Raw genomic sequence first — 22,711 nt, 5'->3', positions numbered from 1 at the left:
GAAGCTCAGGTCTCGTCGGCGGCGTCGCCGAAGCTCGCGAACTCGCTCATGAACACCATGTCGATGATGCGGGTGGCGCCGTGACGGTTCTTGCCGACGATGACTTCGGCCAGCCCGCGCAGCCGATACTCCTCCTCCTGCCAGCGGCGGAACTCGTCGGAGGCAGGGTCCGACGGGCGCTTCTGGGCGTGGTAATATTCCTCGCGGAAGACGAAGAGGACGATGTCGGCGTCCTGCTCGATCGTGCCCGACTCGCGCAGGTCGGCAAGCTGCGGGCGCTTGTCGGGCCGGGCCTCCACCTGCCGCGAGAGCTGGGAGAGGGCGAGCACCGGCACGTCGAGCTCCTTCGCCAGCGTCTTCAGGCCCCGGGTGATCTCGCTCACCTCCATCACCCGGCTGCCGTCGGCCTGGCGCGAGGTGCCCTGGAGCAGCTGGAGATAGTCGACGACGATGAGGCCGATCTTGTGCTGGCGCTTGAGGCGCCGCGCACGGGTGCGCAGCGCCGCGACCGTCAGCGCCGGCGTGTCGTCGATGAAGAGGGGCAGGTGCTGGAGCTCCTCGGCCGCGCGGGCCAGGCGGTTGAACTCCTCCTGGGCGATCTCGCCCTTCCGGAGGCGCTCGCTGTTGAGCTCGGCGCGCTGGGCGAGGATGCGGGCGGCGAGCTGGTCGGCCGACATCTCGAGGCTGAAGAAGGCGACGGCTGCTCCAGTGCCCGAGTTGCGGCCTTCCTCCTCGTCGAGCGCGCGGCGCCAGGCGGCGTTGAAGGCGATGTTGGTGGCGAGCGCCGTCTTCCCCATGGCCGGCCGGCCGGCGAGGATCACGAGGTCGGAGCGCTGGAGGCCGCCGAGCGTGCGGTTAAGGCCGGAGAAGCCGGTGGTGACGCCCGAGATGCTTCCGCCCGAGCGCTTCGCGCGCGCAACCATGTCGACCGCGCGGGTCGCGGCCTGGGCAAAGGACTGGGCGCCGCCCGAGATGTCGCCCGCATCCGCGATCCGGAACAGGTCCGCTTCCGCTGCCTCGATCTGCTCCCGCGGCGCGATGGCCTCCGACGTGTCGCAGGCGCGGTTGACCATCTCGGTGCCGAGGCGGATGAGGGCGCGCAGCAGCGCAAGATCATGCACCTGCCGCGCACAGTCCCGGGCGAGGAGGACGACGGCGGGATCCTCGGCAAGGCTTGCGAGATAGGCCTGGCCGCCGAGCTCGGCAAGCGCCGGGTCGTTCGCGAACAGCGGGGCCAGCGTGACCGGGCTTGCCAGCATGTTCTGGTCGACGAGGCTGCGGATGCGCGCGAAGATCCGGCCGTGGAGCGGCTCGGCGAAATGGTCCTCGCCGAGCGGCACGCCGAGCTCCTCGAGCAGCCGGTTCTCGACGAGAAGGGCGCCGAGCAGGGCCTTCTCAGCGTCGATGTTGAGAGGCTGGCGGGGCCCCGCGGGCGCCGTCTCGTCAGGCAGGCGGAGGAGGGTGGCCATGGCCGCTCTCTCGCGCGCATGGGCAAGCGGACGCAAGCCGGGACCGGACGATTGCGCAAGTCCGCTGGGGGCAGAGTGGGGGATGGCGTGGGGACGGGCTGGGGACAGGCTCAGAAGCCGAGGCGGAACCGGAGCGCTGCGCCGGTGTCGGCGAGGCCCTCCTGGTGCCCGGCGTGCGCCCGGTGGAAGAGCGAGAGGGCGAGCGGCCCGAACGCGTAGCTGCCCTCGACCGCCAGCTCGCGGGCACCCCCGCCGAGCAGGACCAGCCGCGAGTCGCCCGGCGCCGGCCTGATGCGAAGCGTGCCGCGGTCGAGCCGCTGCGGCGCGGCGGCCGCGAGCGCGAGCCGGCCCGGGCCCAGCGGGGCCTCGAGCCCGGCCGACCAGGCGGAGGAGCCGAGGCCGGACGCCTCATCGACGAGCCCGGCACCCGAGACCCGGAGCGCGTGCCAGCCGCGGCTGGCGGCGAGTCGCAGCGCGACGGGGCCAAGCCCGATGCGGGCGAGATCGACCGCGACGGCGCCGCCGAGGACGCGGCCCTCGGCACCGGCAATGCCGAAGGCAGGCCCGAGGCGGCTGCCGAGAAGGCCACCCTCCTCCGTTTCGGTGGCGAGCTGGACCGCGACCTCGACGGCGCCCCGCTCTGCCGCGAGCGCGAGGCTCGTGCGCGTGGTGTTGGCGTCTCCGCCGGCCGGTTCGCCGGGCCGCCGGCCGGGCTGGACGCTGCGGGTCCGCCCGAGGGCGAGCGACAGCGGGCCGACCCGGGTTTCGGCAACGAGGCGCTCGCGCAGCATCCCTTGTGCCGGCGAGAGGCCAAGCGCATCGGTGGCCACCAGCGCGGGGACGGCCCCTTCGCCCGGGAGCGGTGGTGCCGCGATCCCGCTGCCGGCGGCAAGCCGGAGGGGGCCGGCGGCGAGTGTGAGGCCCGCATCGGCCAGGCGGGCGCGCGCGGCGGCCGAGAAGGGCCCCAGGCCGCGGTGGGCAAGGCCGAGACCTGCATCCGGGTCGGCGCCGGGGGGAAGGCCGGGCAGGTGGCGGCGGGCGGTGCCGGTGAGCGCGAGCGTCGCCGCCCCGACGGAGAGGGACGCCGAGGCGGCCGCGGCCGGGCTTTCGAGAAGCGCGGCGCCGAGTCGCGCGGGGGAAGAGGGTGCAAGCGTCGCGCCGATGTCGAGCGTGTAGGGCCGGCCGTAGCCGTCCTCCACCATGATCTGGCCGAGCGCGGTGCCGAAGCTCGTGCCGAGCGCCGGGCCAGGGCTGCCGTTTGCGGTCAGCGAGACGGGGGTGCGGCTCCCGGCGAGTGTGGTCGGGCCCTGCGGCTGGAAGGCGCGGCCGATGTTGAGAAGGCCGCGGCCGGTCACCGGGTCGATTCCGGGTGCCCCGCGGTCATCGGCGGTGATGAGCAGGAGCTCGACGATCTGGGCGGCTGAGAGGTTGGGGAAGGCGCCGGCAAGGAGCGCGGCCGCCCCTGCCACGACCGGGGCGGCGAGCGAGGTGCCGGAGTAGAGGAATTCCTGGCCGGTATGGTCGAAGCTGCGGACGGCCGCGCCGGGCGCCAGGACATAGTTGTTCTGGGCGGCGCCCGCGCGGTTCGAGAAGCTCGCGATCTCGCCGGCAGCCGTCGCCGCGCCGACGACGATGACGAGCGCCGGGTTGGCGGCGGCGAGCGCCGAGCGGGGCAGGGGGTCGATCTCGGCTGCCGAATCATTGCCAGCGCCGATGACGAGGATGGTGCCATTCCCCGTCGCGCGTGCCCAGGCGGCGCGCACGGCCGAGGATCCGGAGGAGCCGCCGAGCGAGATGTTGAGCACCTTGGCGCCCGCATCGACGGCCGCATTGATGCCGGCGGCAAGCGAGCTGTCGGTGAAGCCGCAGCCGGCTTCGGTCGAGCAGCTTCCGGCGCGGTCGCCGCGCATCATGGCGATCGTCGCCTGCGGGGCGATGCCGACGATCGCGCGGTCGTTGCGGGCGGCGGCGATCACCGCGGCGACGGCGGTGCCGTGGCCGTCGTCGTCGCGGATGCTGCGGCCGGCACCAGTCACGTCGCGGCTCTGGGGCGCGATCCGGCCGGCGAACTCGGGGCTGTCGAGCGCGATTCCGGTGTCGACGAGGCCGACGGTCACCCCGCGGCCCTCGTGGCCGGCCGCCCAGACGGGGAGCACGTTCGCGCCCGTCGCTGTTCCCGTGCGGCGGTACTCGGGCGTGTCGAGGCTGTTCGCAGGAGTCGGGGCCGGGGGCGGGGGCGGCGGCGGAGGGACCGCTGCCGGCGCGACCGGGGGCGGAGAACCCCCGCCCGATGCGCAGGCGGCAAGCGCACTGCCCGCCAGCAGCAGCGCCAGCATCCGCCTCGTCCTGCCGCGGTCGGTCATGGCTTCACTCCCTCGCGTCCGCCTGCCAAAGGGCCCGCATGCACGGACCCGCGCCCGGCCTCCGCACCGACCCCCGCGCGGCGCTCGCCCATGTGGAGAGCTGGCTCTTCGACATGGACAACACCCTCTATCCGGCGTCCGTCAACCTGTTCGCCCAGATCGACCGGAAGATGGAGGCCTATGTCGGGCGCCTTCTCGGGCTTGACCGGGAGGGGGCTCGGGCGGTCCAGAAGCGCTACTTCCACGAACATGGAACGACCTTGAGGGGGCTGATGTTGAGTCACGGCGTCGACCCGCACGACTTTCTCGCCTACGTCCACGACATCGACGTCTCGGTGCTGGCGCCCGACCCGGCTCTGGCCGCGTCGCTGAAGGCCCTGCCGGGGCGGCGCTTTGTCTTCACCAATGGCGACCTCCCCTATGCCGAACGGGTGCTCTCGGCGCTCGGCATCCTCGACTGCTTCGAGGCCATCCACGACATCCACGCCATGGCCTATCACCCCAAGCCCGACGCGCGCGCCTACGACGGTCTCGTGGCGCGCTTCGGACTCGTGCCCGAGCGCTGCTTCTTCGCCGAGGACATGGCCCACAACCTGATGCCGGCCAAGGCCCGCGGCATGACGACGCTCTGGGTCAACAACGGGTCCGAGCGGGGGGCGCACGGCCATTCGCCCGCGTTCGTCGACTTCGAGACACATGATCTCGCCCACTTCCTCGCGGAGCTTGCGGCATGACGGAGGCGCTCGAGCAGGCCATCGCGGCGGCGTGGGAGGAGCGCGCGCACCTCACGCCCGAGACGCGCGGCCCTGCGCGCGCGGCCGTCGAGGCAGTGCTCGACGCGCTCGATTCGGGCACGCTCCGCGTCGCCGAGCCGCGCGACGGCGGCTGGGTGGTCCACGAGTGGGTGAAGAAAGCGGTGCTCCTCTCCTTCCGGCTCGAGGGGAACGCAGTGGTCTCGGGCGGCCCGGCCCCGGCCTATGACAAGGTGCCGCTCAAGACCGCGGGCTGGAACGAGGCCCGCTTTGCGGAAGCTGGCTTCCGGATGGTGCCGGGCGCGGTGGTGCGGCGCGGGGCCTTCGTCGCGCCGGGCGCGGTCCTCATGCCGAGCTTCGTCAACATCGGTGCGCGTGTCGGCGAGGGCACGATGGTGGACACCTGGGCGACGGTGGGCAGCTGCGCGCAGGTGGGCGCCAACTGCCACATCTCGGGCGGCGTGGGCATCGGCGGAGTGCTCGAGCCGCTGCAGGCCGCGCCCGTCATCATCGAGGATGGCGTCTTCATCGGCGCCCGCTCGGAAGTGGCCGAAGGCGTCATCGTCCGCGAGGGCGCGGTGATCGCGATGGGGGTGTTCCTCGGTGCCTCGACCAAGATCGTCGACCGGGCGACGGGCGCGGTCACGCGCGGCGAGGTGCCGCCCTATGCGGTGGTGGTGCCGGGCACGCTTCCGGACCCGGCGGGTGGCCCGGGCCTCGCCTGCGCGGTGATCGTCAAGCGGGTGGACGCGCAGACCCGCAGCAAGACCGGCATCAACGAGCTGCTTCGCGACTGACCGGGCCGGGCGCGCGGAAGCCGGGCCAGACTTCGTCTCAGGGGGGCAGCCGCGGCGGCGGCTCGCGCGTCTCGCCCGCAAGCCAGGGGCGCCAGCGGCGGAAGACCTCCGCGTCCATGTCGCGCTTCAGCGTGTTGCAGCGCTGGCAGGCGGCGACGCAGTTCTCGCGCGTGTCCGGCCCGCCGCGGGCGAGCGCCACCACATGGTCGATCGTTGCGCGCCGGTCGGTGCCGGCCTCGAAGGTGCAGCCGCAGTAGGCGCAGCGCTCGCCCTGGGCCTTGCGCAGCGCGACCAGCCAGCGCCGCCGCTGCTCGAGCATGGGAAGCGTGGCGGCATGGCGCGCCGCCCAGGCGGCCTCCATCTCCGCCTCCCGCTTCGCGGCAGCGCGGAGCGGCGCATGCTGCTCGGCATCGAGAAGAACGGCAGCCATTGCCGCGCGGCTGACCCCGAGGGCCAGTCGCGCGGGCGAGGCGCGAGGCTCAGGCGAAGACCTCGCGGGCGAAGAAGTCCTGCATCGCCTGCCACGAGCGGCGGTCGGTCCGCTCGTGATAGATGACGCCGGGGATGAGCTGGCCATTGGCTTCCGGGTTCGTGAAGCTGTGCATGGCGCCCGTGTAGCAGATCGTCTGGCAGTCGGCACCCGCAGCCGCCATCTCGGCCAGGAAGCCGTTCAGCTGCTCGTGGGGGACCAGCGGATCCTCCGCACCATGGCACACCAGGATCTTCGCCGTCACCTTGCCGGCTTCCGCCTTCATCGGCGTGTCGAGCGCGCCGTGGAAGGAGACGACCCCCTTCACGTCCGGGTTGCCGCCACGAGCGAGCTCGAGCACGGTCGAGCCGCCGAAGCAGTAGCCGATGGCGGCAATCCGGCCGTCGCAGGCGGCATGCGCCTTGAGCGCGGCAACCGCCGCGCCCGCGCGGGCGCGAAGCGCCGCCCGGTCGGCGAGCCACTTGCCGATGATCTCGAAGGCTTCCGGCGGAGCTGCCGGAATGTGCCGCTCGCCGAAGATGTCGGCGGCAAGCGCGACATAGCCGAGCTCGGCCAGCATCCGCACCCGCCGCTGCACCTGCTGGCCGAGGCCCCACGCCTCGTGGACGGCGACCACGCCAGGGAAGGGCCCGGCGCCGTCGGGCACGGCGAGGACGCCGAGGCAGCGGGTCTCACCGTCATGATATTCGAGATCGGTCACGGTCACCATCGTCTGCCTCCCTCAGCCGAGCTGTCCCACGAGGAATTCGGCCGAGGAGACCTTGAAGGCTCCCGGCTCCTCGATGTTGAGCTCGGTCACGATCCCGTCCTTCACCAGCATCGAGAAGCGCTGCGAGCGCAGGCCCATGCCGAAGCGCGAGGCATCCATTTCGAGGCCGAGCGCCTTCGTGAAGTCGCCGTTGCCGTCGGCCAGCATGGTCACCTTGCCGTCGGCCCCGGCGGCCTTGCCCCAGGCGCCCATCACGAACACGTCGTTGACGGCGAGACAGACGATCTCGTCGACGCCCTTCGCCCTGAGCTCGTCCGCCTTCTCGATGAAGCCGGGCAGGTGCTTGGCCGAGCAGGTCGGCGTGTAGGCGCCGGGCACGGCAAACAGGGCGACGGTGCGGCCGGCGAACAGCTTGTCGGTCTCGACCGGCTGCGGGCCGGCCTCGGTCATCGTCATGAGGGTGGCGCTGGGGACCCTGTCCCCTTTCTGGATCGTCATCTGCCGAATCTCCTCCGTGCCATCGGGCCACCGGCCTATGCCCGAGCGCAGCCGCGCGTGCCACCTGTTCAGGCGCGGAGGCGCGCCCTAGGATGCTACCTTGAGATGCAGGACATGCCCGACCCGCCCTACCTCGCCGGCCAGTTCCTCCTTGCGATGCCCGGGATTGGTGACCCGCGGTTCGAACGGTCGGTCATCGCCATGTGCGCGCACGACCCCGGCGGCGCCTTCGGCCTGTGCCTTCACGCCGAGCTCGAGGAGATTTCCCTCCACGAGCTCATGGCCCAGCTCGACATCGACCCCGGGGTGGCGCCCGATGCGCCGATCCTCGCCGGCGGGCCGGTCGAGCCGCAGCGCGGCTTCGTGCTCCATTCGCCCGACTTCGCGGGGCAGGACACGCGCTTCGTCGCCGGCCGCTGGGCGGTGACCGGCACGCGCGACGTGCTCGCGGCGATCGCCGAGGGCCGGGGGCCGCGGCAGTGGGTGGCAGCGCTCGGCTATGCCGGGTGGGGCGAGGGCCAGCTCGAGGACGAGCTCACGCGCCACGGCTGGTTCAGCTGCCCCGGGTCGCTCGCCCTCATCTTCGAGACCCCGGCCGCCGAGCGCTGGGCGCGCGGCTTCCGCGAGGCCGGCGTGGACCCGGCGATGCTGGTGGCTGACGCCGGCCGGGCCTGACCCGGCCCCGTCCCCGCGCCGGCCTCTCCGGCCCCGATCCGCCCGACGCCGCTGCGGCCGCAGCTGCCGCCGCAGGCGCCCGTACCGCTTGCGTTCCGCGCGGCGTTCGGTTAGGCGGCCGCGCTTCCCGGAGACACGGGTCGCCCGGCCACCCTGGGCTGCCGCGGCGACCGAAAGGCAGGCCGTTCCGGCCAAGGAGAGGAAAATGCCCAAGCTGAAGACCAAGAGCGGGGTCAAGAAGCGATTCAAGATCACCGCCACCGGCAAGGTGAAGCACGGGGTGGCCGGCAAGCGCCACCGGCTCATCAGCCATAACGGCAAGTATATCCGCCAGAACCGTGGCACCTCCGTGCTGTCGGACGCGGACACGCCCACCGTGAAGCTGTGGGCGCCCTACGGGCTGAAGTAGGAGATCCGACATGGCACGCGTGAAGCGCGGTGTGACCGCGCGCGCCCGGCACAAGCGGGTGCTCGAGCAGGCCAAGGGCTACTATGGCCGGCGCAAGAACACCATCAAGGTGGCCCGCCAGGCAGTCGAGAAGGCCGGCCAGTACGCCTATCGCGATCGCCGGGTGAAGAAGCGGACTTTCCGGGGGCTCTGGATCCAGCGGATCAACGCCGCCGTCCGCGACTTCGGGCTCACCTACGCGAGCTTCATGCACGGGGTGAAGCTCTCCGGCCTCGAGCTCGACCGCAAGATGCTCGCCGACATCGCCTTCCACGAGCCCGAGGTGTTCGCCGGGATCGTGGGGCAGGTGAAGGGCGCGCTGGAGTCCGCGCCGGCCACGGCCTGAGCGACGGCTCGGCGGGGGCCCGGGCATGAGCGAAGACGTGGACGCGCTGCGCGCGCGGCACCTGGCCGAGCTCGCGGCAGCGCAGACGCTCGAGGCGGTGGAAGCCGTGCGGGTCGCCGCGCTCGGCAGGGCGGGCACGGTGACCGCCCTCCTCCGCGCACTCGGGCGGATGCCGGCGGGCGAGCGGCTTGCCGCGGCGCCGCGCGTCCAGGCGCTGCGCGAGGAACTCTCTGCCGCAATCGAGGCACGGCGACGCACACTCGCGGCCGAGGCGCTCGCCCTCCGCCTGGAAGCCGAGCGCATGGACATGTCGCTGCCGGTGCCGCCGGAGCCGCAAGGGTCGATCCACCCCATCTCCCGGGTGATGGACGAGCTGGCCGAGATCTTCGCCGACCTCGGCTTCGCGGTGGCCGAGGGGCCCGAGATCGAGGACGACTGGCACAACTTCACGGCGCTCAACATCCCGCCCGAGCACCCGGCGCGGGCGATGCACGACACCTTCTACCTTGCCGGCGACCCGCCCGGCCGGGTGCTGCGCACCCATACCTCGCCGGTCCAGATCCGGACCATGACGGGCGGCCGCCCGCCCATCCGCATCATCGCGCCGGGCCGCGTCTACCGCTCGGACTCTGACGCGACCCACACGCCGATGTTCCACCAGGTCGAAGGTCTCGTCATCGACCGCGACACCCACATGGGCCATCTGAAGTGGACGCTCGAGACCTTCGTGAAGGCCTTCTTCGGAGTCGATGACGTGGTGCTGCGCTTGAGGCCCAGCTTCTTCCCCTTCACCGAGCCTTCGGTCGAGGTGGACGTGGGCTGCTCCTGGGAAGGCGGCCGGCTCCAGGTGGGCGGCGCGGCCTCCTGGCTCGAGATTCTGGGGGCCGGCATGGTCCACCCCAGGGTGCTGGCCAACTGCGGGCTCGACCCGGCGGAGTGGCAGGGCTTCGCCTTCGGCTGCGGGATCGACCGGCTGGCCATGCTGAAATACGGCATGACCGACCTGCGGGCCTTCTTCGACGCGGATCTCAGGTGGCTCCGGCACCATGGGTTCCGCGCGCTCGACGTGCCGACGCTCTCAGGCGGAATGGCGCCATGAAGGTGCCGCTCTCCTGGCTTCGCCGCTACCTCGAGACGGATGCGGATGCTGCCGCGATTGCCGATGCGCTGACTCGGCTCGGGCTCGAGGTGGAGGGCATCGCCAACCCGGCCGAGCGCCTTGCCCCCTTCACCATCGCCCGGGTGCTGACCGCCGAGCGCCACCCGCAGGCGGACAGGCTCCAGGTGCTGACGGTGGATGCGGGCATCGGCGAGGCCGTGCAGGTGGTCTGCGGCGCGCCGAACGCCCGCGCCGGGCTCGTCGGGGTGTTCGCGCCACCCGGCACCCATGTGCCGGGCATCGACCTCACGCTGAAAGTCTCCTCCATCCGCGGAGTCGAGTCGCGGGGCATGATGTGCTCGGCGCGCGAGCTCGAGCTCGGCGACGACCATGAGGGCATCATCGAGCTGCCCGAGGACGCACCGGTGGGCGCGGCCTATGCGCGCTGGGCGGGGCTCGACGACCCGGTCATCGAGGTGGCGGTCACGCCCAACCGGGCGGACTGCATGGGCATCTTCGGCATCGCCCGCGACCTTGCTGCCGCGAGGCTGGGCCGCCTGGTTGCCCCGGAGGTTCCCACGCTCGCGCCGGCCTTCCCCTGCCCGGTGCCGATCGCCATCGAGGATGCCGAAGGCTGCCCGGCCTTCTTTGCCCGCGCGCTCCGGGGGGTGCGGAACGGGCCTTCGCCGCAGTGGCTCAAGGATCTGCTCACGCGCGCCGGTCTCCGGCCGGTCTCGGCACTCGTCGATGTGACCAACTACATGTCGCTCGGCTTCGGCCGGCCCTTGCATGTCTACGACATCGCGCGGCTCCGGGGTGGCCTCACGGCGCGGCGCGCCCGCCCGGGCGAGACGCTCCTCGCCCTCAACGGCCGGACCTACGCGCTCGACGAGAGCATGTGCGTGATCGCCGATGAGGCGGCGGTGCATGACATCGGCGGCATCATGGGCGGCATGGACTCGGGCGTCTCGGAGGAAACGACCGATGTTCTGGTCGAGGCCGCCTGGTTCAGCCCGGCCCGCATCGGCGCCACCGGCCGGGCGCTTGGCATCGTCTCGGACGCGCGCGCGCGCTTCGAGCGCGGAGTGGACCCGGCCTTCGTCGGCCCCGGCCTCGATCTCGCGGTTGCCATGATGCAGGCGCTCTGCGGCGGCGAAGTCTCCGAGGCAGCCTGCGTGGGCGCACCCCCTGCGCTCGACCGGGTCATCCGCTTCGCGCCGGAGACGACGGCGCGGCTCTCCGGCCTCGACGTGCCTGCCGCCGAGCAGCGGGAGATCCTCGCGCGGCTGGGCTTCGCGGTGGACGGGGACCTCGCAGGGGACTGGGCGGTGCGGGTGCCCTCGTGGCGGCGCGATGTCGAGGGGCCGGCCGATCTCGTCGAGGAGGTGGTCCGGCTCGTCGGACTCGACCGGGTGGCGGCCGTGCCGCTGCCCCGGGAGCCTGGCGTGGCGAAGCCGGTCGCGACTCCGGCGCAGATGCAGGAGCGGCGCGTGCGCCGGGCGCTTGCCGCGCGCGGGCTCGACGAGGCCGTCACCTGGAGCTTCATCGCCGAGGCCGAGGCGGAGCGGTTCGGCGGCGCGGCCCATCGGCTTGTGAACCCGCTTTCGGCCGAGCTGGCCGTCATGCGCCCGTCGCTCCTGCCCGGGCTTCTTGCCGCGGCCCGGCGCAACATGGCGCGCGGCGAGCGGAGCGTGCGGCTGTTCGAGCTTGGCCGGCGCTATCTTGCCGAAGGCGAGCGGCCGACGGCCGGGCTCCTGCTCGCGGGCGACGCCGAGCCCCGCCACTGGAAGACGGGCAAAGCCCGGCCGGCCGACGCCTTCGATGCCAAGGCGGCAGCTCTTGCCGCGCTGGCGGCGGCAGGAGCGCCGGTCGAGCGGCTGGCGACGCGCCAGCCCGGGCCCGCCTGGTACCATCCCGGGCGCTCGGCCGAGTTGGTGCTGGGCAAGGCCGTGCTTGCCGCCTTCGGCGAGCTGCACCCGGCGCTCGCCGGCGACGTCGGTGCGGTTGCCGCAGCCGAGCTCTTCCTCGATGCCGTGCCGGCCTCGCGCGGGAAGCGGCCGCCCTACCGGCCGAGCCCGCTCATGCCGGTCCGGCGCGACTTCGCCTTCCTGGTGCCGGAGACGCTGCCGGCCGAGGCGCTGCTCCGGGCCGTCGCGGGGGCCGACCGCGCGCTCGTCGCCGAGGTCGAGCTCTTCGACCGCTTCACCGGCCCCGGCGTGCCCGAGGGCCAGGTGAGCCTCGCCATCGGTGTCACGCTCCAGCCGCGCGAGCGCACGCTCGCCGAGGCCGACCTTGCCGCGCTTGCGGAGGCGGTCGAGGCGGCCGCGGCGAAGCTCGGGGCGGTGTTGCGCGGCTGAGCGGCAGGGCTCAGCCGGGCAGGCGGCCGGCCTGGATCTGCTCCTGCGTCACCGGGATGAGCCGCATCTCGACCCGGCGGTTCCGCGCCCGGCCTTCGGGCGTGTCGTTGGAGGCGACTGGCTGGTTGAAGCTGAAGCCGCGGGTCTCGATCCGCGCCGGATTGACGCCAAAGCCGATGAGCGTGTCGGCGACCGCGCGGGCGCGTTCCTCGGACAGGCGCTGGTTGAGCGCGGCCGAGCCGGTGTTGTCGGTGTGGCCGAAGACGCCGACGATGGTCGAGGGGTAGCTGTTGAGGATGCTCGCCACCTGCTGCAGCTCGGAGCGCAGTTCGGGGCGCACCATCGCCGAGCCGGTCGCAAACGTGATGTTGTCCGGGAAGGTGAGCTGGATCTCGTCGCCGCGGCGCTCGACCTCGATCCCGGTGTTGGCGGTGGCGGCGCGCAGCTCGCGCTCCTGCCGGTCCATGTAGCCGCCGACCGCGCCGCCCACGATCGAGCCGACCCCGGCGCCGACGAGCGCGCCGGTGCGGCCGCCGATGGCGCCGCCGATGAGCGCGGCTCCTGCCGCGCCGGCGAGCGCACCCTTGCCGCCGCGGGTCATCTGCCGCTGGCCGGTGTCGGGATTGGTGGTGCAGGCGCCGGCCAGCAGCAGCGCTGCGATCGCGCCGGCGGCGGTCAGGGTGCGGGTCTCCATGTGCTCTCCTCTCTTGTCCCCCCGGTGGGGACGGCCCCCTTCTACTCCAGGCCGGCGCGGCGAAGCCAGCGGCGGATCATGGCCTCGACCTGCGGCATCGCCTCGAACTGAAGCATGTGCCCGGCGCACGCCACCTGCCCCGTTGCCACCCGCGGCGAGGCGCGTGCGAGGTCCGAGAGGCGGTTCACCGGCCGGTCGCAGCCGATGACGAGCGTCGGGACCTCGAGGGCCGCGAGCGCGGCGCGCGCGCCACCGTCCCCGTTCCAGGCGAGGATCGCGTCCCACTCGGCGCGGGCGAGCGTGGCGGGGGTGGCCGCCATGGCTGCGACCAAGGCGTCGAAGGCGGCCTCCGCCTCCGGGTCGAGCGGCCCGGTCAGCATCCCGCGGGCGAAGGCGGTCACGACCTCGGCCGGGGGGAAGCGCGCGAGCTTCTGGCCAAGCGCGCGGCCCGTCTCCATCGCCCGGTCGCTGGCGAGGAGGTGCGCCGGGTCGAGGAGGACGGCGCCCGCCACCCGCTCGGGGTGCCTGGCAGCGAACGCGAGCGCCACCTGGCCGCCCATCGAATGGCCGATGACGACGGCGCGCGCGGGCGCGACCGCGAGGAGCGCCTCGGCGTGGGCGGGAATGGAGACTTCGGGCCCCGGAGGGCTGGCGCCGTGACCGGGAAGGTCGACGGAGACGACCTCGCGCTCGGGGAAGGCTGCGGCGACCGGCGCCATCGCCCGATGGTCCGAGCACCAGCCGTGGACGAGGAGGAAGGGCAGGCCGCGGCCTGCGCCCCGGTGGCGCACGTGGTGGAGCATGGCCTGCGCCGTGGCGCATTGGCGCGGCGCTGCCAAGTGGCGGCCTCGCGATGCCGGGAGCCCCGCGTCGGCCGATTGTGCGCGGCCGGCCGACACGGCATAAGCGCGAGCGCCGCGCCATGTCCGCTTTTCCGTGGGGCGACGTCGCCCTCATCCTTGCCCTCATCCTCCTCAACGGGGTGTTCGCGGGTGCCGAGCTTGCCATCGTCTCCTCGAAGAAGCCGCGTCTCCAGCTTCTGGCGCGAAGCGGCGTGCGCGGGGCGGCAACGGCGCTTGCGCTCCACGAGGCGCCCGGCCGGTTCCTCTCGGCGGTGCAGGTCGGCATCACCCTCGTTGGCATCGCCAACGGCGCCTTTTCGGGCGCGCGCCTCGCAGGGCCCATCGCCGAGCGCCTTGCCGCGCTGGGCGCGCCGGCCGCGCTTGCCGGCCCGGTCGCGCTCTCGGTGGTCATCATCGTCGTCACCTATCTCTCCCTCGTGGTGGGCGAGCTCGTGCCCAAGCAGCTGGCGTTGAAGGCCCCCGAGCGGGCGGCCGCGCGCGTCGCGCCTGCGATGGCGGCGCTTGCCCGGCTGTTCGCACCCGTCGTCTCCCTCCTCGATTCCTCGACCGCGCTCGTCTTCCGCCTGTTCGGGGTCAGCCGCGAGGCCGAGACCACGGTGACCGAGGAGGAGCTGCGCTCGGTGGTGGCGGAAGCCGAGAGCGCCGGCGTCATCGAGGAGAAGGAGCGCGCGCTCATCACCGGCATCATGCGCATGGCCGACCGGAGCGCCCGGGGCGTCATGACGCCCCGGGTCGAGGTGGACTGGCTCGATGCGGATGCGCCCGAGGAGGTGGTGCGCGCGCGTCTTCGCGAGACCCCGCACAGCCGGCTGGTGCTGGCGGAGGGCGCGGTCGACCGGCCGATCGGGATCATCCAGTCGCGCGACGTGCTCGCCGCCCTCATTGCCGGCGGCCCGCTCGATCTGCGCGCGCTCATGCGCAAGGCCCCGGTGGTGCCGGATGTCGCGGATTCGATGGCGGTGCTGACCGCGCTCAGGGACTCGGGCGTGCCGATGGCGTTCGTGGTTGACGAATACGGCCACTTCGAGGGGATCGTGACTCCATCCGACCTGCTGGCCGCGATTGCCGGCGAGTTCCGCTCCGACCTCGACGAGGGCGAGGAGCCTTCGATCGTGACGCGGGAGGACGGCAGCCTGCTGGTGGCTGGCGGCATGCCGGCCGACGAGCTCGCCGAGCGCCTCGGGTTCACGCTCTCCGAGGAGAGGGACTACGAGACGGTCGCCGGCTTCGTGCTGGCCGCGCTCGAGCACATCCCCGAGACTGGCGAGCATTTCGACGCGCACGGCTTCCGCTTCGAGGTGGTCGACATGGACGGGCGCAAGATCGACAAGCTGCTCGTCCGCCGGGTCGAGGCGGAGGGATGAGACCCTGGGCGGCGCTTGGCCTGCTGTTCGTCCCGTGGACCCTCGTCGCCCTGCTGCTGCTGCTGGGGATGCGGCAGGGAAGCCGGCTGGTGTTCGACCTCGCCCGCTGGTCGGGCTACGCGGCCTCCGACGTCCAGCCGCTCGCCGACGCGCTCGGCGAGGCCGGGGTGGCGGGCCAGGCGCTCGTCGTGGCCGTCTGGCTGGCCGGCAGCGCGCTTCTCGTCGCGGTCGGGCTCATCTTCAGGCGCTGAGCCCGCCGGGTTCCGCCGGGCGCGGCGACTCGCCGACGATGTGGTCCTCGAGGTCGCCGGCTTCGGTCTCGCACACCGTCCAGCCGCGCACCGAAGCGCCCGCGCGGTGCACGGCCTCCGGGTCGCCGCAGACGAGGTGGTGCCAGGCCGGCAGCGGCCGGCCTTCCGCGACGAGACGGTAGGCGCAGCTCCGCGGCAGCCAGTCGAGCGTGGGCACGAGCTCGGGGCGGAGCTCGACGCAGTCGGGCACGCGCGCCTTTCGGTTGGCATAGTCGCGGCAGCGGCAGGTCTCGCGGTCGAGCAGCCGGCAGGCGACGTTGGTCCGGAACAGCCGGCCCGTCTCCTCCTCCTCGAGCTTGTGGAGGCAGCATTTGCCGCAGCCGTCGCAGAGCGCCTCCCATTCGGCGCGCGTGAGCTCGGCCAGGCCGAAGCGTTCCCAGAAGCGCTGGCGCAGCGCCGCCATCAGCGCACGTGCGCGGCAAGCATCGCCCGCACCGCCTCCGGCTTCGCCTCGGGGCCGGCGAGGAACGCCACCGGGCGGCCCTCGGGGTCGAACAGGTAGATGACCGCCATGTGGTCGACGAGGTAGGCGCCCTCGCTCGCACCTGGCACCTTCTTCGCATAGATGCGGAAGGCCTTGAGGGTCGCTGCGATCTCCTCCTCGCTGCCGGTGAGCCCGAGGAGCCGCGGGTGAAAGTTGGCGGTGAACGCGCGAAGTGCCTCGGGCGTGTCGCGCGCGGGGTCGACGGTGATGAAGAGCGGCAGCACCGTCGCGGCCCGGCGGGGGGCCTCCTTCTCGAACAGGGCGAGACCGGCGCCGAGGTTGGCGGCATCCACCGGGCAGACGTCGGGGCAGAAAGTGTAGCCGAAATAGACGAGGCGCCACTGGCCGGCGAGGCCCGACCAGGTGACACGCCGCCCCGTCTCATCGACGAGGGAGAATTCGCCGCCGATCGCGCTGCCGGCGAGGTTCCCCTTGGCGCTTCCGCCCGGCCGCAGGAGGACGAGCGCGACGGCAAGCGCCGCGGCAACGAGGAGGATGGCAAGCGCAGGCAGCTTCAGCGAACGGGTGGCCATTGGCCAGCCCTATGGAGTATCCGGATGCGCTGCGGTAGCCTTCCACAGCAGACCAGCCATGCCAAGACCGATCGCCCTCCTCCTCCTCCTCCTTCTCGCCGCGCCGGCGGCCGCCCAGTTCTCGGATGCGTTCAACTTCCTGAAGGCAGTACGCGACCGCGACGTGCTTGCCGCCAAGGGCCTCATCGACAAGCCGGGCAGCGTCGTCATCAACACGCGGGACCGAGACAGCGGCGACACCGCGCTCCACATCGTCACGCGCCGCCGCGATGCGCCGTGGATGCGGTTCCTGATCGAGTCGGGGGCGGATGTGAACGCCCGCGACCGCGAGGGGAACACGCCGCTCATCGTCGCCGCGCAGAGCGGCTTCACCGACGGAATCCGGCTCCTTGCCGCCTTCAAGGCCAACCCCAACCTGACCAACGCGCGCGGCCAGACGGCGCTCTTCCGGGCGGTGCAGCTGCGCGACGCCGCGGCCGTCGAGCTGCTGCTGGCGATGGGCGCGGACCCCGACATCCCCGAGCACCAGACCGGCCTCAGCGCCCGCGACATCGCCGCCGCCGACCCGCGTGCCGGGCCGGTCGGCAAGCTCCTCGCCGAGGCGCCAGCCAAGCGCCGCGCCGTGACCGGTCCCACCCTCTGACGGAGGCACGCGCGTGACGCCGGAGCCGACGCCTGCGCGTCCGCGCGGGGCCCGGCCGCTCGGCCTTGACCGGCCCGGCGTTCAGGTGCGCACGCTCATCCGGATCCGCTGGGCGGCGACCCTCGGCCAGCTGGCCACCACCCTCGTCGTCGGGCTGGGGTTCGGCTTCCCGATCCCGTGGTGGCCGGTGCTCGCAGCCGTTGCCGCCGGGGTCTCGCTCAACCTCGGGCTCATCTGGCTCTACCGCGCGCAGGACCGTCTCGACGGCGCCAGCGCCTTCTGGAACCTCGCCTTCGACCTCTTCCAGATCTCTGTGCTGCTGTTCCTGACCGGGGGGCTCCTCAACCCCTTTGCGCTGTGGCTCCTGGTGCCGGTCACCATCTCGGCGACGCTGCTTTCGCTGCGGGCCACGGCGCTTCTCGTGCTGATCGCGCTCGGGCTCCTCACCCTGCTCTGGCAGCGCGCCCTGCCGCTGCCCTGGGAGGACGGGGGCATCCACTTCCCGCCGCTCTATCACCTCGGCATCTTCATGGCGATCGGCCTCGGCATGGTGTTCCTCTCCGCTTACGCGTGGCAGATCTCGGCGCAGGCGCGGCGCCGGCAGGCGGCGCTCGTTGCCACGCAGGCCGCACTCGAGCGGGAGAGCCGCATGGGGGCGCTGGGCTCGCTCGCGGCGGCCGCCGCGCACGAGCTCGGCGGCCCGCTCGGCACCATCACGCTCATTGCCCGCGACCTCGAGGAGGCGCTGGGGAACGACCCGGCGATCGGGCCCGACGTCCGCCTGCTCGCCCAGGAAGTGGCACGCGCGCGCGACATCCTCGAGCGGATCGCCGCACGCGCCGAGGCGGAGGACCCCTTCCCCGAGGTGCCCCTGCCGGCGCTGCTCCGCGAAGTGGTCGAGCCGTTCGAGCCGACGCGCGTGCCGGTTGCGATCGACGTGCCGTGGCCGCCGCGCGGCGGGCCGGTGGTCCGCCGCTCTCCCGAGCTGCTGCACGGGCTTGGCAACCTGGTGTCGAACGCGCTCCGCCACGCCCAATCGGTCGTGCGGATCTCGGGTGGCGAATCGCCGCAGGAACTGTGGGTGACGATTGTCGACGACGGCCCCGGCTTCCCGGAAGAGCTGCTTCCGCGCCTCGGCGAACCCTTTCTCGGGCCGTCGTTTTCCGGCTCGGGAAGCACCGGGCTCGGCATCTTCATCGCGACCACCCTGCTCGAGCGGACGGGGGCGCGGCTGGCCTTCTCGAACGCGCCCGAGGGCGGCGCGCGCGTGGAAATCCGCTGGGCGCGCGCCGATATCGAGGTGGCCACGCCAGCGAAGGAGGAACGCCCATGGACACCAGCCTGACCGAGGCGCAGCCCGCGGCCCATGGCACGCTGCTTCTGGCAGACGACGATACCGCCTTCCGCCAGCGGCTCGCGCTTACCCTCGGGCGGCGCGGCTTTGCCGTGACGGCCGCCGCGAGTCTTGCCGAGGCGCGTAGCCTCATCCCCCAGCTAAAGCCCGACTACGCCGTGCTCGACCTGCGGCTGGGGGACGGCAACGGCCTCGATCTCGTGGCCGAGCTGCGACAGGCGCGCGAGGACACCCGCGTCATCATCCTCACCGGCTACGGCAACCTCGCGACCGCCGTGGCGGCGGTCAAGGAAGGCGCCATCGACTATCTGGCGAAGCCGGCCGACCCGGAGGACATCGTGAACGCGCTGCTTGCGCCCGAAGGCGAGAAGCCTGAGCCCCCTGCCGAGCCGATGTCGGCGGATCGGGTACGATGGGAGCACATCCAGCGCGTCTACGAGCTGTGCGACCGCAACGTCTCGGAGACGGCGCGGCGGCTCAAGATGCACCGCCGCACGCTCCAGCGAATCCTCGCCAAGCGCTCTCCGCGCTAGGACCTTGTTGCCCCAGCGCGGCCTCGGGGCGCACCGCGCTGCCTGGCCTCCCCGGCGCTCCTCGCCCCGCCTGCCTCCGGTGGCCCGCGGCCTCTTCCGCCTTCCCCGTCCCCGGTTCCGGCGGGCTGCCCTGCCGGGCACCGAGCCGTTCGCTAAAGGGGCTCCCCGCGCCGCGGGCGGGGCGGTGCGCGTCAGCTTCCGCCGTCGTCCGGCGCGGTGCCCGCGGCCTTGTCCAGCTGCTCGGCCTGGGCCTTCAGCAGGTCGGCGTAGGCTTCGGCGTGCTCCGGGTCGTGGCGCTGGGCGGCCATCGTCGCGACGAAGCGCTGGCCCTTCGCCAGCCGCGGCGGCAGGCGCCAGCCGGTCAGCTCGGCCGCGTCGAGGGTCGGAGGCTCCTTGTCCGTCTCCGCCATTGCGCTCACTCCTTCCGCGACTCGGCCTCCGCCTCCACCTTCGCCTCCGCCTCCGGCGGCGCGTCGGCAAGGAACGGCGCCATCCCCTGCGCGCGCCCCTGAAGCCCAGCGGCCCGCACCTCGTTCCCTAGCACGGCCTCCAGGCTTCGGTCAGCTTCCACGAGGAGAAGCCCGGCAAGCCGGCGGCTCCCGCCGCTGTCGGTGAAGATGGGAAAGCCGAGCTGGCCGTGCAACCAGTCGGGGAGCAGCCGGTGCTCGTCGGCCCGCATGAACATGGCGTCCGGACCCAGGCCCTTTACTACCACGTGCGCGGGCCCCTCGGCCGCCACCACCGCCCGCGCCACGGGGGAGAAGCCGCCGAGGCTCAGCACCGCGTCCGCATCCGCTTCCCGGTTCCAGGATTCGGCGACGGCCAGCTCCTCGTCGTCGGTCAGGCGGTAGAGGCTGGCGCGCAGGTGGGCGCCCGCATCGGCAGGGTCGAGTCCTTTGCGGACCTCGGCGGCGAAGGCGGCGAGCGCAGCGCTCGCCGCCTGCGGCCGCTCGACGAGCCGCCACGAGAGGACCCGCTTCGCACGGTCCTCCGCGTCGGCGATCGCGTCCTGCGCCGTCGTCCGGTCGAGGTCGAAGCGGGTGAGCTCGATGTCGGTTGCGAGCTTCACGACGATGACGCCCGGAATGAGGGCGAGTGCTTCGGCCTGGCTGCCGAAGATGCCGGTGCGCAGCACCCGGGGGAGGTAGCGCCAGATCCAGAGCCTTTGCTCCCCCTTGTGGCTCCCCGGCTCCTCGATCGCGAAGGCGATGATGGGAATCCTGAGGCCGAGCAGGCGCTCGCTGCTCCGGCGCTGGCTGGCGAGCGCGGCGACCGGCAGGTTGGAGAGGAGACCCCCGTCGACGAAGCGGGGCCCGGGCGCGGCGCCCGCCCGGTCCTCGCGCACCCGGGCAGGCGGGAACACGAGCGGGATGCTCATCGAGGCGATGACGGCATCTGCGACCGAGTGGAAGGGCGTGCGGGTCGCGTCGAACACCTGCATGCGGCCCGAATCGATGTCGGTCGCAATGACGCGCAGCGGCAGGAAGCGGTCGTCGATGAGGTCGATGAAGCGCACGAACGGCGCTTCGCGCGCCTGGTCGCGCGTGCGCCAGCGCGGGTTGGCGGCATCGAGCGCGCGGGAGAGCAGCATCTCGAGGAAGTCGCGGCCGCGCGCGCTCGGGAACCAGGCGAGGCGGACGAGGAGGCGGAGGGGCGCCGGCATGCCCCCGCGCAGGAAGATGATGCGGCTCGCGAGCCAGGTGACGCTGCCTGCGGCCACGAGGAGGGCGAGGGTGCCGAGCTGCCCGACCGCAAGCGAGACGAGGAGCAGGGGCAGGAGGAGCCGGAGCAGGAGCCAGTCGTGATTGCCGAGCAGGAAGATCGGGCTTTCCTGGTTGCGGCGGAAGATGTTCCAGTCGCACCGGGCGTCGCGGGCGACGATTGCATCGGGCCCGTAGCCTGCGGCAACCAGCGCAGCGACGATGGCGCCGGCCGATGCGCCGGCCACCCCGAGCGGCTGGATGCCGAGGGCCTGGAGGGCGCGGAGCGCGCCGACGTGGACCACGCCTGCCGCCCCGCCCCCCTGGAAGACGACGTAGGCGTAGCGCGGCACCGCCTTCGCCGGCTCGGTTGCGTCCGCCTCCGCTTCCACTTCCGCCGGCGCTGTCACGCCTAGGCCTTGTAGAGCGCGTCGAGCCGCGGGCCGTAGAGCTCCTTGAGCACGTGCCGGCGGATCTTCATCGACGGGGTCAGCTGCGCGTTCTCGACCGAAAACGGCGCATCGGCGAGGATGACGCGCCGCACCTTCTCGGTGACGGTGAGCTGGGCGTTGACCCGGTCGACCGCGGCCTGGACGGCGCGCAGCAGCTCGGGCGACGTGCGGGCGCTCTCGGGGTCGATGCCCTGGGTCCGCGCCCATTCGGCGACGAACTCGGGGTCAGGCACCACGACACCCACGAGATGCGGGCGCCTGTCGCCGTAGACCATGGCCTGGGCGATCTCGGGCTGGAGGGTGAGCATGCCCTCCACCTTCTGCGGCGCGATGTTCTCGCCCTTGTCGTTGACGATGATGTCCTTCTTGCGGTCGGTGATGACGATGTGGCCGTCGTCGTCGAGGAAGCCGATGTCGCCCGTGTGGAGGAGCCCGTCGACGAGCACGCGCTCGGTCTCCTCCGGGTTGTTCCAGTAGCCGTGCATGACGAGCTCGCCCGCGACGAGGATCTCGCCATCCTCGGCGATCTCGACGTGGACGTCGCGCAAGGGGGGGCCGACCGTGTGCATCTTGAGCTTTGCCGCCGGCCGGTTGCAGCTGATGACGGGCCCGGCCTCGGTCTGGCCGTAGCCCTGGAGGATGGTGAGGCCGAGCGCGGAGAAGAAGCGGCCCGCCTCGGGGTTGAGCGGCGCCCCGCCCGAGACCATGGCTTTCAGCCGGCCGCCGAAGCGGGCGCGGATCTTGCGCCGGAGCGTGCGCTCGACGAGGAGGTCGGCCGGCCGGTCGAGGAGGCCGAGGCGGCCGCGGGTCTGCCGCTTCGCCTCGAGCCGGCCCGCGAGCGCGAGCATCCGCGGCGCCAGCCCGCCCTGCTTCTCGATCGCTTTCAGGATCCGCGCGCGCAGCACCTCGAACAGGCGCGGCACCACCACCATGATGGTGGGCGAGACTTCCTCGATGTTGGCGGCGAGCTTCTCGAGCCCCTCGGCATAGGCGATTTCGCCGCCGAGGCCGATCGGCAGGAACTGGCCGGCCGTGTGCTCGTAGGCGTGGCTGAGCGGCAGGAACGAGAGGAAGCGTTCGCGGCCCGTGTCGGGGAAGTCGGCGCGGATGATCTCGATGCAGCCCGCGATGTTGTGGAGGATGGCGCCATGGTGCTGGCGCACGCCCCGCGGCGCGCCGCCGGTGCCCGAGGTGTAGATGAGGCAGGCGAGGTCGGCGCGCCCCATGCTGGCCTCGGCTGCCACCTCGGCAGGCGCGGCCGGATGGCGGGCAATGAGATCGGCCATGTCGTGGAACGCGAGCGCCTCGGCCTGGACCCGCCGCAGCGGCTCCATGCCGACGAAGGTGCGGCAGGTGCCGGTCTGGAGCGCAGCCTCGACGACGCCGCGGGCGAGTTTCGCCGTCGAGACGATGGCGGCCGAGGCCCCGCTGTTGGCGAGGATGTGCGCGTGGTCGCGCACCGTGTTGGTGGTGTAGGTCGGAACGGTGATGGCGCCCGCCGCCATGATCGCGAGGTCGGCGAGGGCGAACTCGGGCCGGTTCTCCGAGACGAGCGCCACCCGGTCCCCGCGCTGGACCCCGATCGCCCGGAGCCCGCGGGCAAGGCTTGCCACCTGCCGCGCGGCCTCGGCGTAGGAGAGGCTGCGCCACGCGCCCTCTGCCTTCCGCAACAGGAACGGCGCGTCGCCCTGCCGGACCGCCTGGGTGAAGAACATCTGGACGAGGTTGTTCCAGCGCTCGGTGTCGCGGCCTTCGGCGCGCTGGGCGGCCCGCAGCC

The 22,711-nt window shown here is 72.8% G+C and carries 24 protein-coding genes; 12 read left to right on the top strand and 12 right to left on the bottom strand.

Annotated features, from left to right (window positions below):
- Positions 1-5 precede the first annotated feature (5 nt).
- Both H3H34_RS05885 and H3H34_RS05880 read right to left on the bottom strand, forming a co-directional pair.
- Positions 6-1,469, bottom strand: coding sequence for a replicative DNA helicase (locus H3H34_RS05885; RefSeq protein WP_194744354.1), 1,464 nt, complete (start codon positions 1,467-1,469; stop codon positions 6-8).
- Positions 1,470-1,579: 110 nt separating this feature from the next.
- Positions 1,580-3,832, bottom strand: coding sequence for a S8 family serine peptidase (locus H3H34_RS05880; protein WP_194744353.1), 2,253 nt, complete (start codon positions 3,830-3,832; stop codon positions 1,580-1,582).
- Positions 3,833-3,870: 38 nt separating this feature from the next.
- Here H3H34_RS05880 and H3H34_RS05875 point away from each other — a divergent pair, with 38 nt between their 5' ends.
- Positions 3,871-4,566 (top strand): pyrimidine 5'-nucleotidase, encoded by a 696-nt coding sequence (locus tag H3H34_RS05875; protein WP_194744352.1) that lies wholly within the window; start codon positions 3,871-3,873, stop codon positions 4,564-4,566.
- On the top strand, positions 4,563-5,381 hold the full coding sequence (dapD, locus tag H3H34_RS05870; RefSeq protein WP_194744351.1) for a 2,3,4,5-tetrahydropyridine-2,6-dicarboxylate N-succinyltransferase: 819 nt from the start codon (positions 4,563-4,565) through the stop codon (positions 5,379-5,381). Before H3H34_RS05875 ends, dapD begins: the two co-directional genes overlap by 4 nt.
- A gap of 37 nt (positions 5,382-5,418) precedes the next feature.
- Here the strand turns inward: dapD and H3H34_RS05865 are convergent, their stop codons facing one another.
- From H3H34_RS05865 to H3H34_RS05855, 3 genes are read right to left on the bottom strand one after another with little or no spacing between them, the layout of a single operon-like run.
- Positions 5,419-5,811, bottom strand: coding sequence for an HNH endonuclease (locus H3H34_RS05865; protein WP_194744350.1), 393 nt, complete (start codon positions 5,809-5,811; stop codon positions 5,419-5,421).
- 49 nt (positions 5,812-5,860) lie between these two features.
- Entirely contained in the window at positions 5,861-6,580 is a 720-nt protein-coding gene (locus H3H34_RS05860; protein ID WP_194744349.1) for a dienelactone hydrolase family protein, read from the bottom strand.
- 12 nt (positions 6,581-6,592) lie between these two features.
- Positions 6,593-7,078, bottom strand: coding sequence for a peroxiredoxin (locus H3H34_RS05855; protein WP_194744348.1), 486 nt, complete (start codon positions 7,076-7,078; stop codon positions 6,593-6,595).
- Positions 7,079-7,192: 114 nt separating this feature from the next.
- Between H3H34_RS05855 and H3H34_RS05850 the strand changes: the two genes are divergently transcribed.
- The 5 genes from H3H34_RS05850 (at position 7,193) to pheT (ending at position 12,003) form a co-directional block, all read left to right on the top strand.
- A complete protein-coding gene (locus tag H3H34_RS05850) occupies positions 7,193-7,753 on the top strand; it encodes a YqgE/AlgH family protein (RefSeq protein ID WP_194744347.1) in 561 nt (186 codons plus the stop codon).
- Positions 7,754-7,958: 205 nt separating this feature from the next.
- Positions 7,959-8,162: a 50S ribosomal protein L35 gene (rpmI, locus tag H3H34_RS05845; RefSeq protein ID WP_194744346.1), complete on the top strand. Its 204-nt coding sequence runs from the start codon at positions 7,959-7,961 to the stop codon at positions 8,160-8,162.
- 10 nt (positions 8,163-8,172) lie between these two features.
- The gene (rplT, locus tag H3H34_RS05840; RefSeq protein ID WP_194744345.1) at positions 8,173-8,547 is read left to right on the top strand and encodes a 50S ribosomal protein L20; all 375 of its coding nucleotides are present in this window, start codon (positions 8,173-8,175) and stop codon (positions 8,545-8,547) included.
- A gap of 25 nt (positions 8,548-8,572) precedes the next feature.
- Positions 8,573-9,646, top strand: coding sequence for a phenylalanine--tRNA ligase subunit alpha (locus H3H34_RS05835; RefSeq protein ID WP_194744344.1), 1,074 nt, complete (start codon positions 8,573-8,575; stop codon positions 9,644-9,646).
- The gene (gene pheT / locus H3H34_RS05830) at positions 9,643-12,003 is read left to right on the top strand and encodes a phenylalanine--tRNA ligase subunit beta (RefSeq protein ID WP_194744343.1); all 2,361 of its coding nucleotides are present in this window, start codon (positions 9,643-9,645) and stop codon (positions 12,001-12,003) included. The genes H3H34_RS05835 and pheT overlap by 4 nt, the downstream gene beginning before the upstream one ends.
- Before the next feature lie 10 nt (positions 12,004-12,013).
- On the opposite strand, the gene H3H34_RS05825 is transcribed toward pheT, so the two are convergent.
- Positions 12,014-12,697, bottom strand: coding sequence for an OmpA family protein (locus tag H3H34_RS05825; RefSeq protein ID WP_194744342.1), 684 nt, complete (start codon positions 12,695-12,697; stop codon positions 12,014-12,016).
- Positions 12,698-12,738: 41 nt separating this feature from the next.
- Positions 12,739-13,500, bottom strand: coding sequence for an alpha/beta fold hydrolase (locus H3H34_RS05820; protein ID WP_194744341.1), 762 nt, complete (start codon positions 13,498-13,500; stop codon positions 12,739-12,741).
- 119 nt (positions 13,501-13,619) lie between these two features.
- On the opposite strand from H3H34_RS05820, the gene H3H34_RS05815 reads away from it, so the two are divergent.
- Positions 13,620-14,924: a hemolysin family protein gene (locus H3H34_RS05815; RefSeq protein WP_194744340.1), complete on the top strand. Its 1,305-nt coding sequence runs from the start codon at positions 13,620-13,622 to the stop codon at positions 14,922-14,924.
- A complete protein-coding gene (locus H3H34_RS05810; RefSeq protein ID WP_194744339.1) occupies positions 14,921-15,175 on the top strand; it encodes a hypothetical protein in 255 nt (84 codons plus the stop codon). The genes H3H34_RS05815 and H3H34_RS05810 overlap by 4 nt, the downstream gene beginning before the upstream one ends.
- Here H3H34_RS05810 and H3H34_RS05805 read toward each other — a convergent pair.
- Both H3H34_RS05805 and H3H34_RS05800 read right to left on the bottom strand, forming a co-directional pair.
- Complete coding sequence (locus H3H34_RS05805) at positions 15,165-15,638, bottom strand: YcgN family cysteine cluster protein (RefSeq protein ID WP_194744338.1); 474 nt, start codon at positions 15,636-15,638, stop codon at positions 15,165-15,167. The two genes, H3H34_RS05810 and H3H34_RS05805, sit on opposite strands and share 11 nt — an antisense overlap.
- Positions 15,638-16,252, bottom strand: coding sequence for an SCO family protein (locus tag H3H34_RS05800; RefSeq protein WP_194744337.1), 615 nt, complete (start codon positions 16,250-16,252; stop codon positions 15,638-15,640). The genes H3H34_RS05805 and H3H34_RS05800 overlap by 1 nt, the downstream gene beginning before the upstream one ends.
- A gap of 58 nt (positions 16,253-16,310) precedes the next feature.
- Between H3H34_RS05800 and H3H34_RS05795 the strand changes: the two genes are divergently transcribed.
- From H3H34_RS05795 to H3H34_RS05785, 3 genes are all read left to right on the top strand, one after another.
- Positions 16,311-16,895 carry an ankyrin repeat domain-containing protein gene (locus H3H34_RS05795; RefSeq protein WP_194744336.1) on the top strand — a complete coding sequence of 195 codons (585 nt, stop codon included), beginning with the start codon at positions 16,311-16,313 and terminating at the stop codon, positions 16,893-16,895.
- Positions 16,896-16,980: 85 nt separating this feature from the next.
- Positions 16,981-18,240: an ActS/PrrB/RegB family redox-sensitive histidine kinase gene (locus H3H34_RS05790; protein WP_328831377.1), complete on the top strand. Its 1,260-nt coding sequence runs from the start codon at positions 16,981-16,983 to the stop codon at positions 18,238-18,240.
- Positions 18,225-18,782 (top strand): ActR/PrrA/RegA family redox response regulator transcription factor, encoded by a 558-nt coding sequence (locus tag H3H34_RS05785; protein WP_194744334.1) that lies wholly within the window; start codon positions 18,225-18,227, stop codon positions 18,780-18,782. The genes H3H34_RS05790 and H3H34_RS05785 overlap by 16 nt, the downstream gene beginning before the upstream one ends.
- Before the next feature lie 191 nt (positions 18,783-18,973).
- On the opposite strand, the gene H3H34_RS05780 is transcribed toward H3H34_RS05785, so the two are convergent.
- From H3H34_RS05780 to H3H34_RS05770, 3 genes are read right to left on the bottom strand one after another with little or no spacing between them, the layout of a single operon-like run.
- Positions 18,974-19,192, bottom strand: a complete 219-nt coding sequence (locus H3H34_RS05780; protein WP_194744333.1) for a hypothetical protein — start codon at positions 19,190-19,192, stop codon at positions 18,974-18,976.
- Between the two features lie 5 nt (positions 19,193-19,197).
- A complete protein-coding gene (locus H3H34_RS05775; RefSeq protein ID WP_194744332.1) occupies positions 19,198-20,892 on the bottom strand; it encodes a patatin-like phospholipase family protein in 1,695 nt (564 codons plus the stop codon).
- A gap of 2 nt (positions 20,893-20,894) precedes the next feature.
- Positions 20,895-22,649, bottom strand: a complete 1,755-nt coding sequence (locus tag H3H34_RS05770; protein ID WP_235945536.1) for an AMP-dependent synthetase/ligase — start codon at positions 22,647-22,649, stop codon at positions 20,895-20,897.
- Between the last annotated feature and the right edge of the window lie 62 nt (positions 22,650-22,711).

It is taken from the genome of Thermaurantiacus tibetensis, from assembly GCF_015354055.1.
Taxonomy (GTDB): domain Bacteria; phylum Pseudomonadota; class Alphaproteobacteria; order Sphingomonadales; family Sphingomonadaceae; genus Thermaurantiacus; species Thermaurantiacus tibetensis.
The sequence above is the reverse complement of the archived record's forward strand: the minus strand, read 5'-3'. Positions and strand labels throughout refer to the sequence as shown.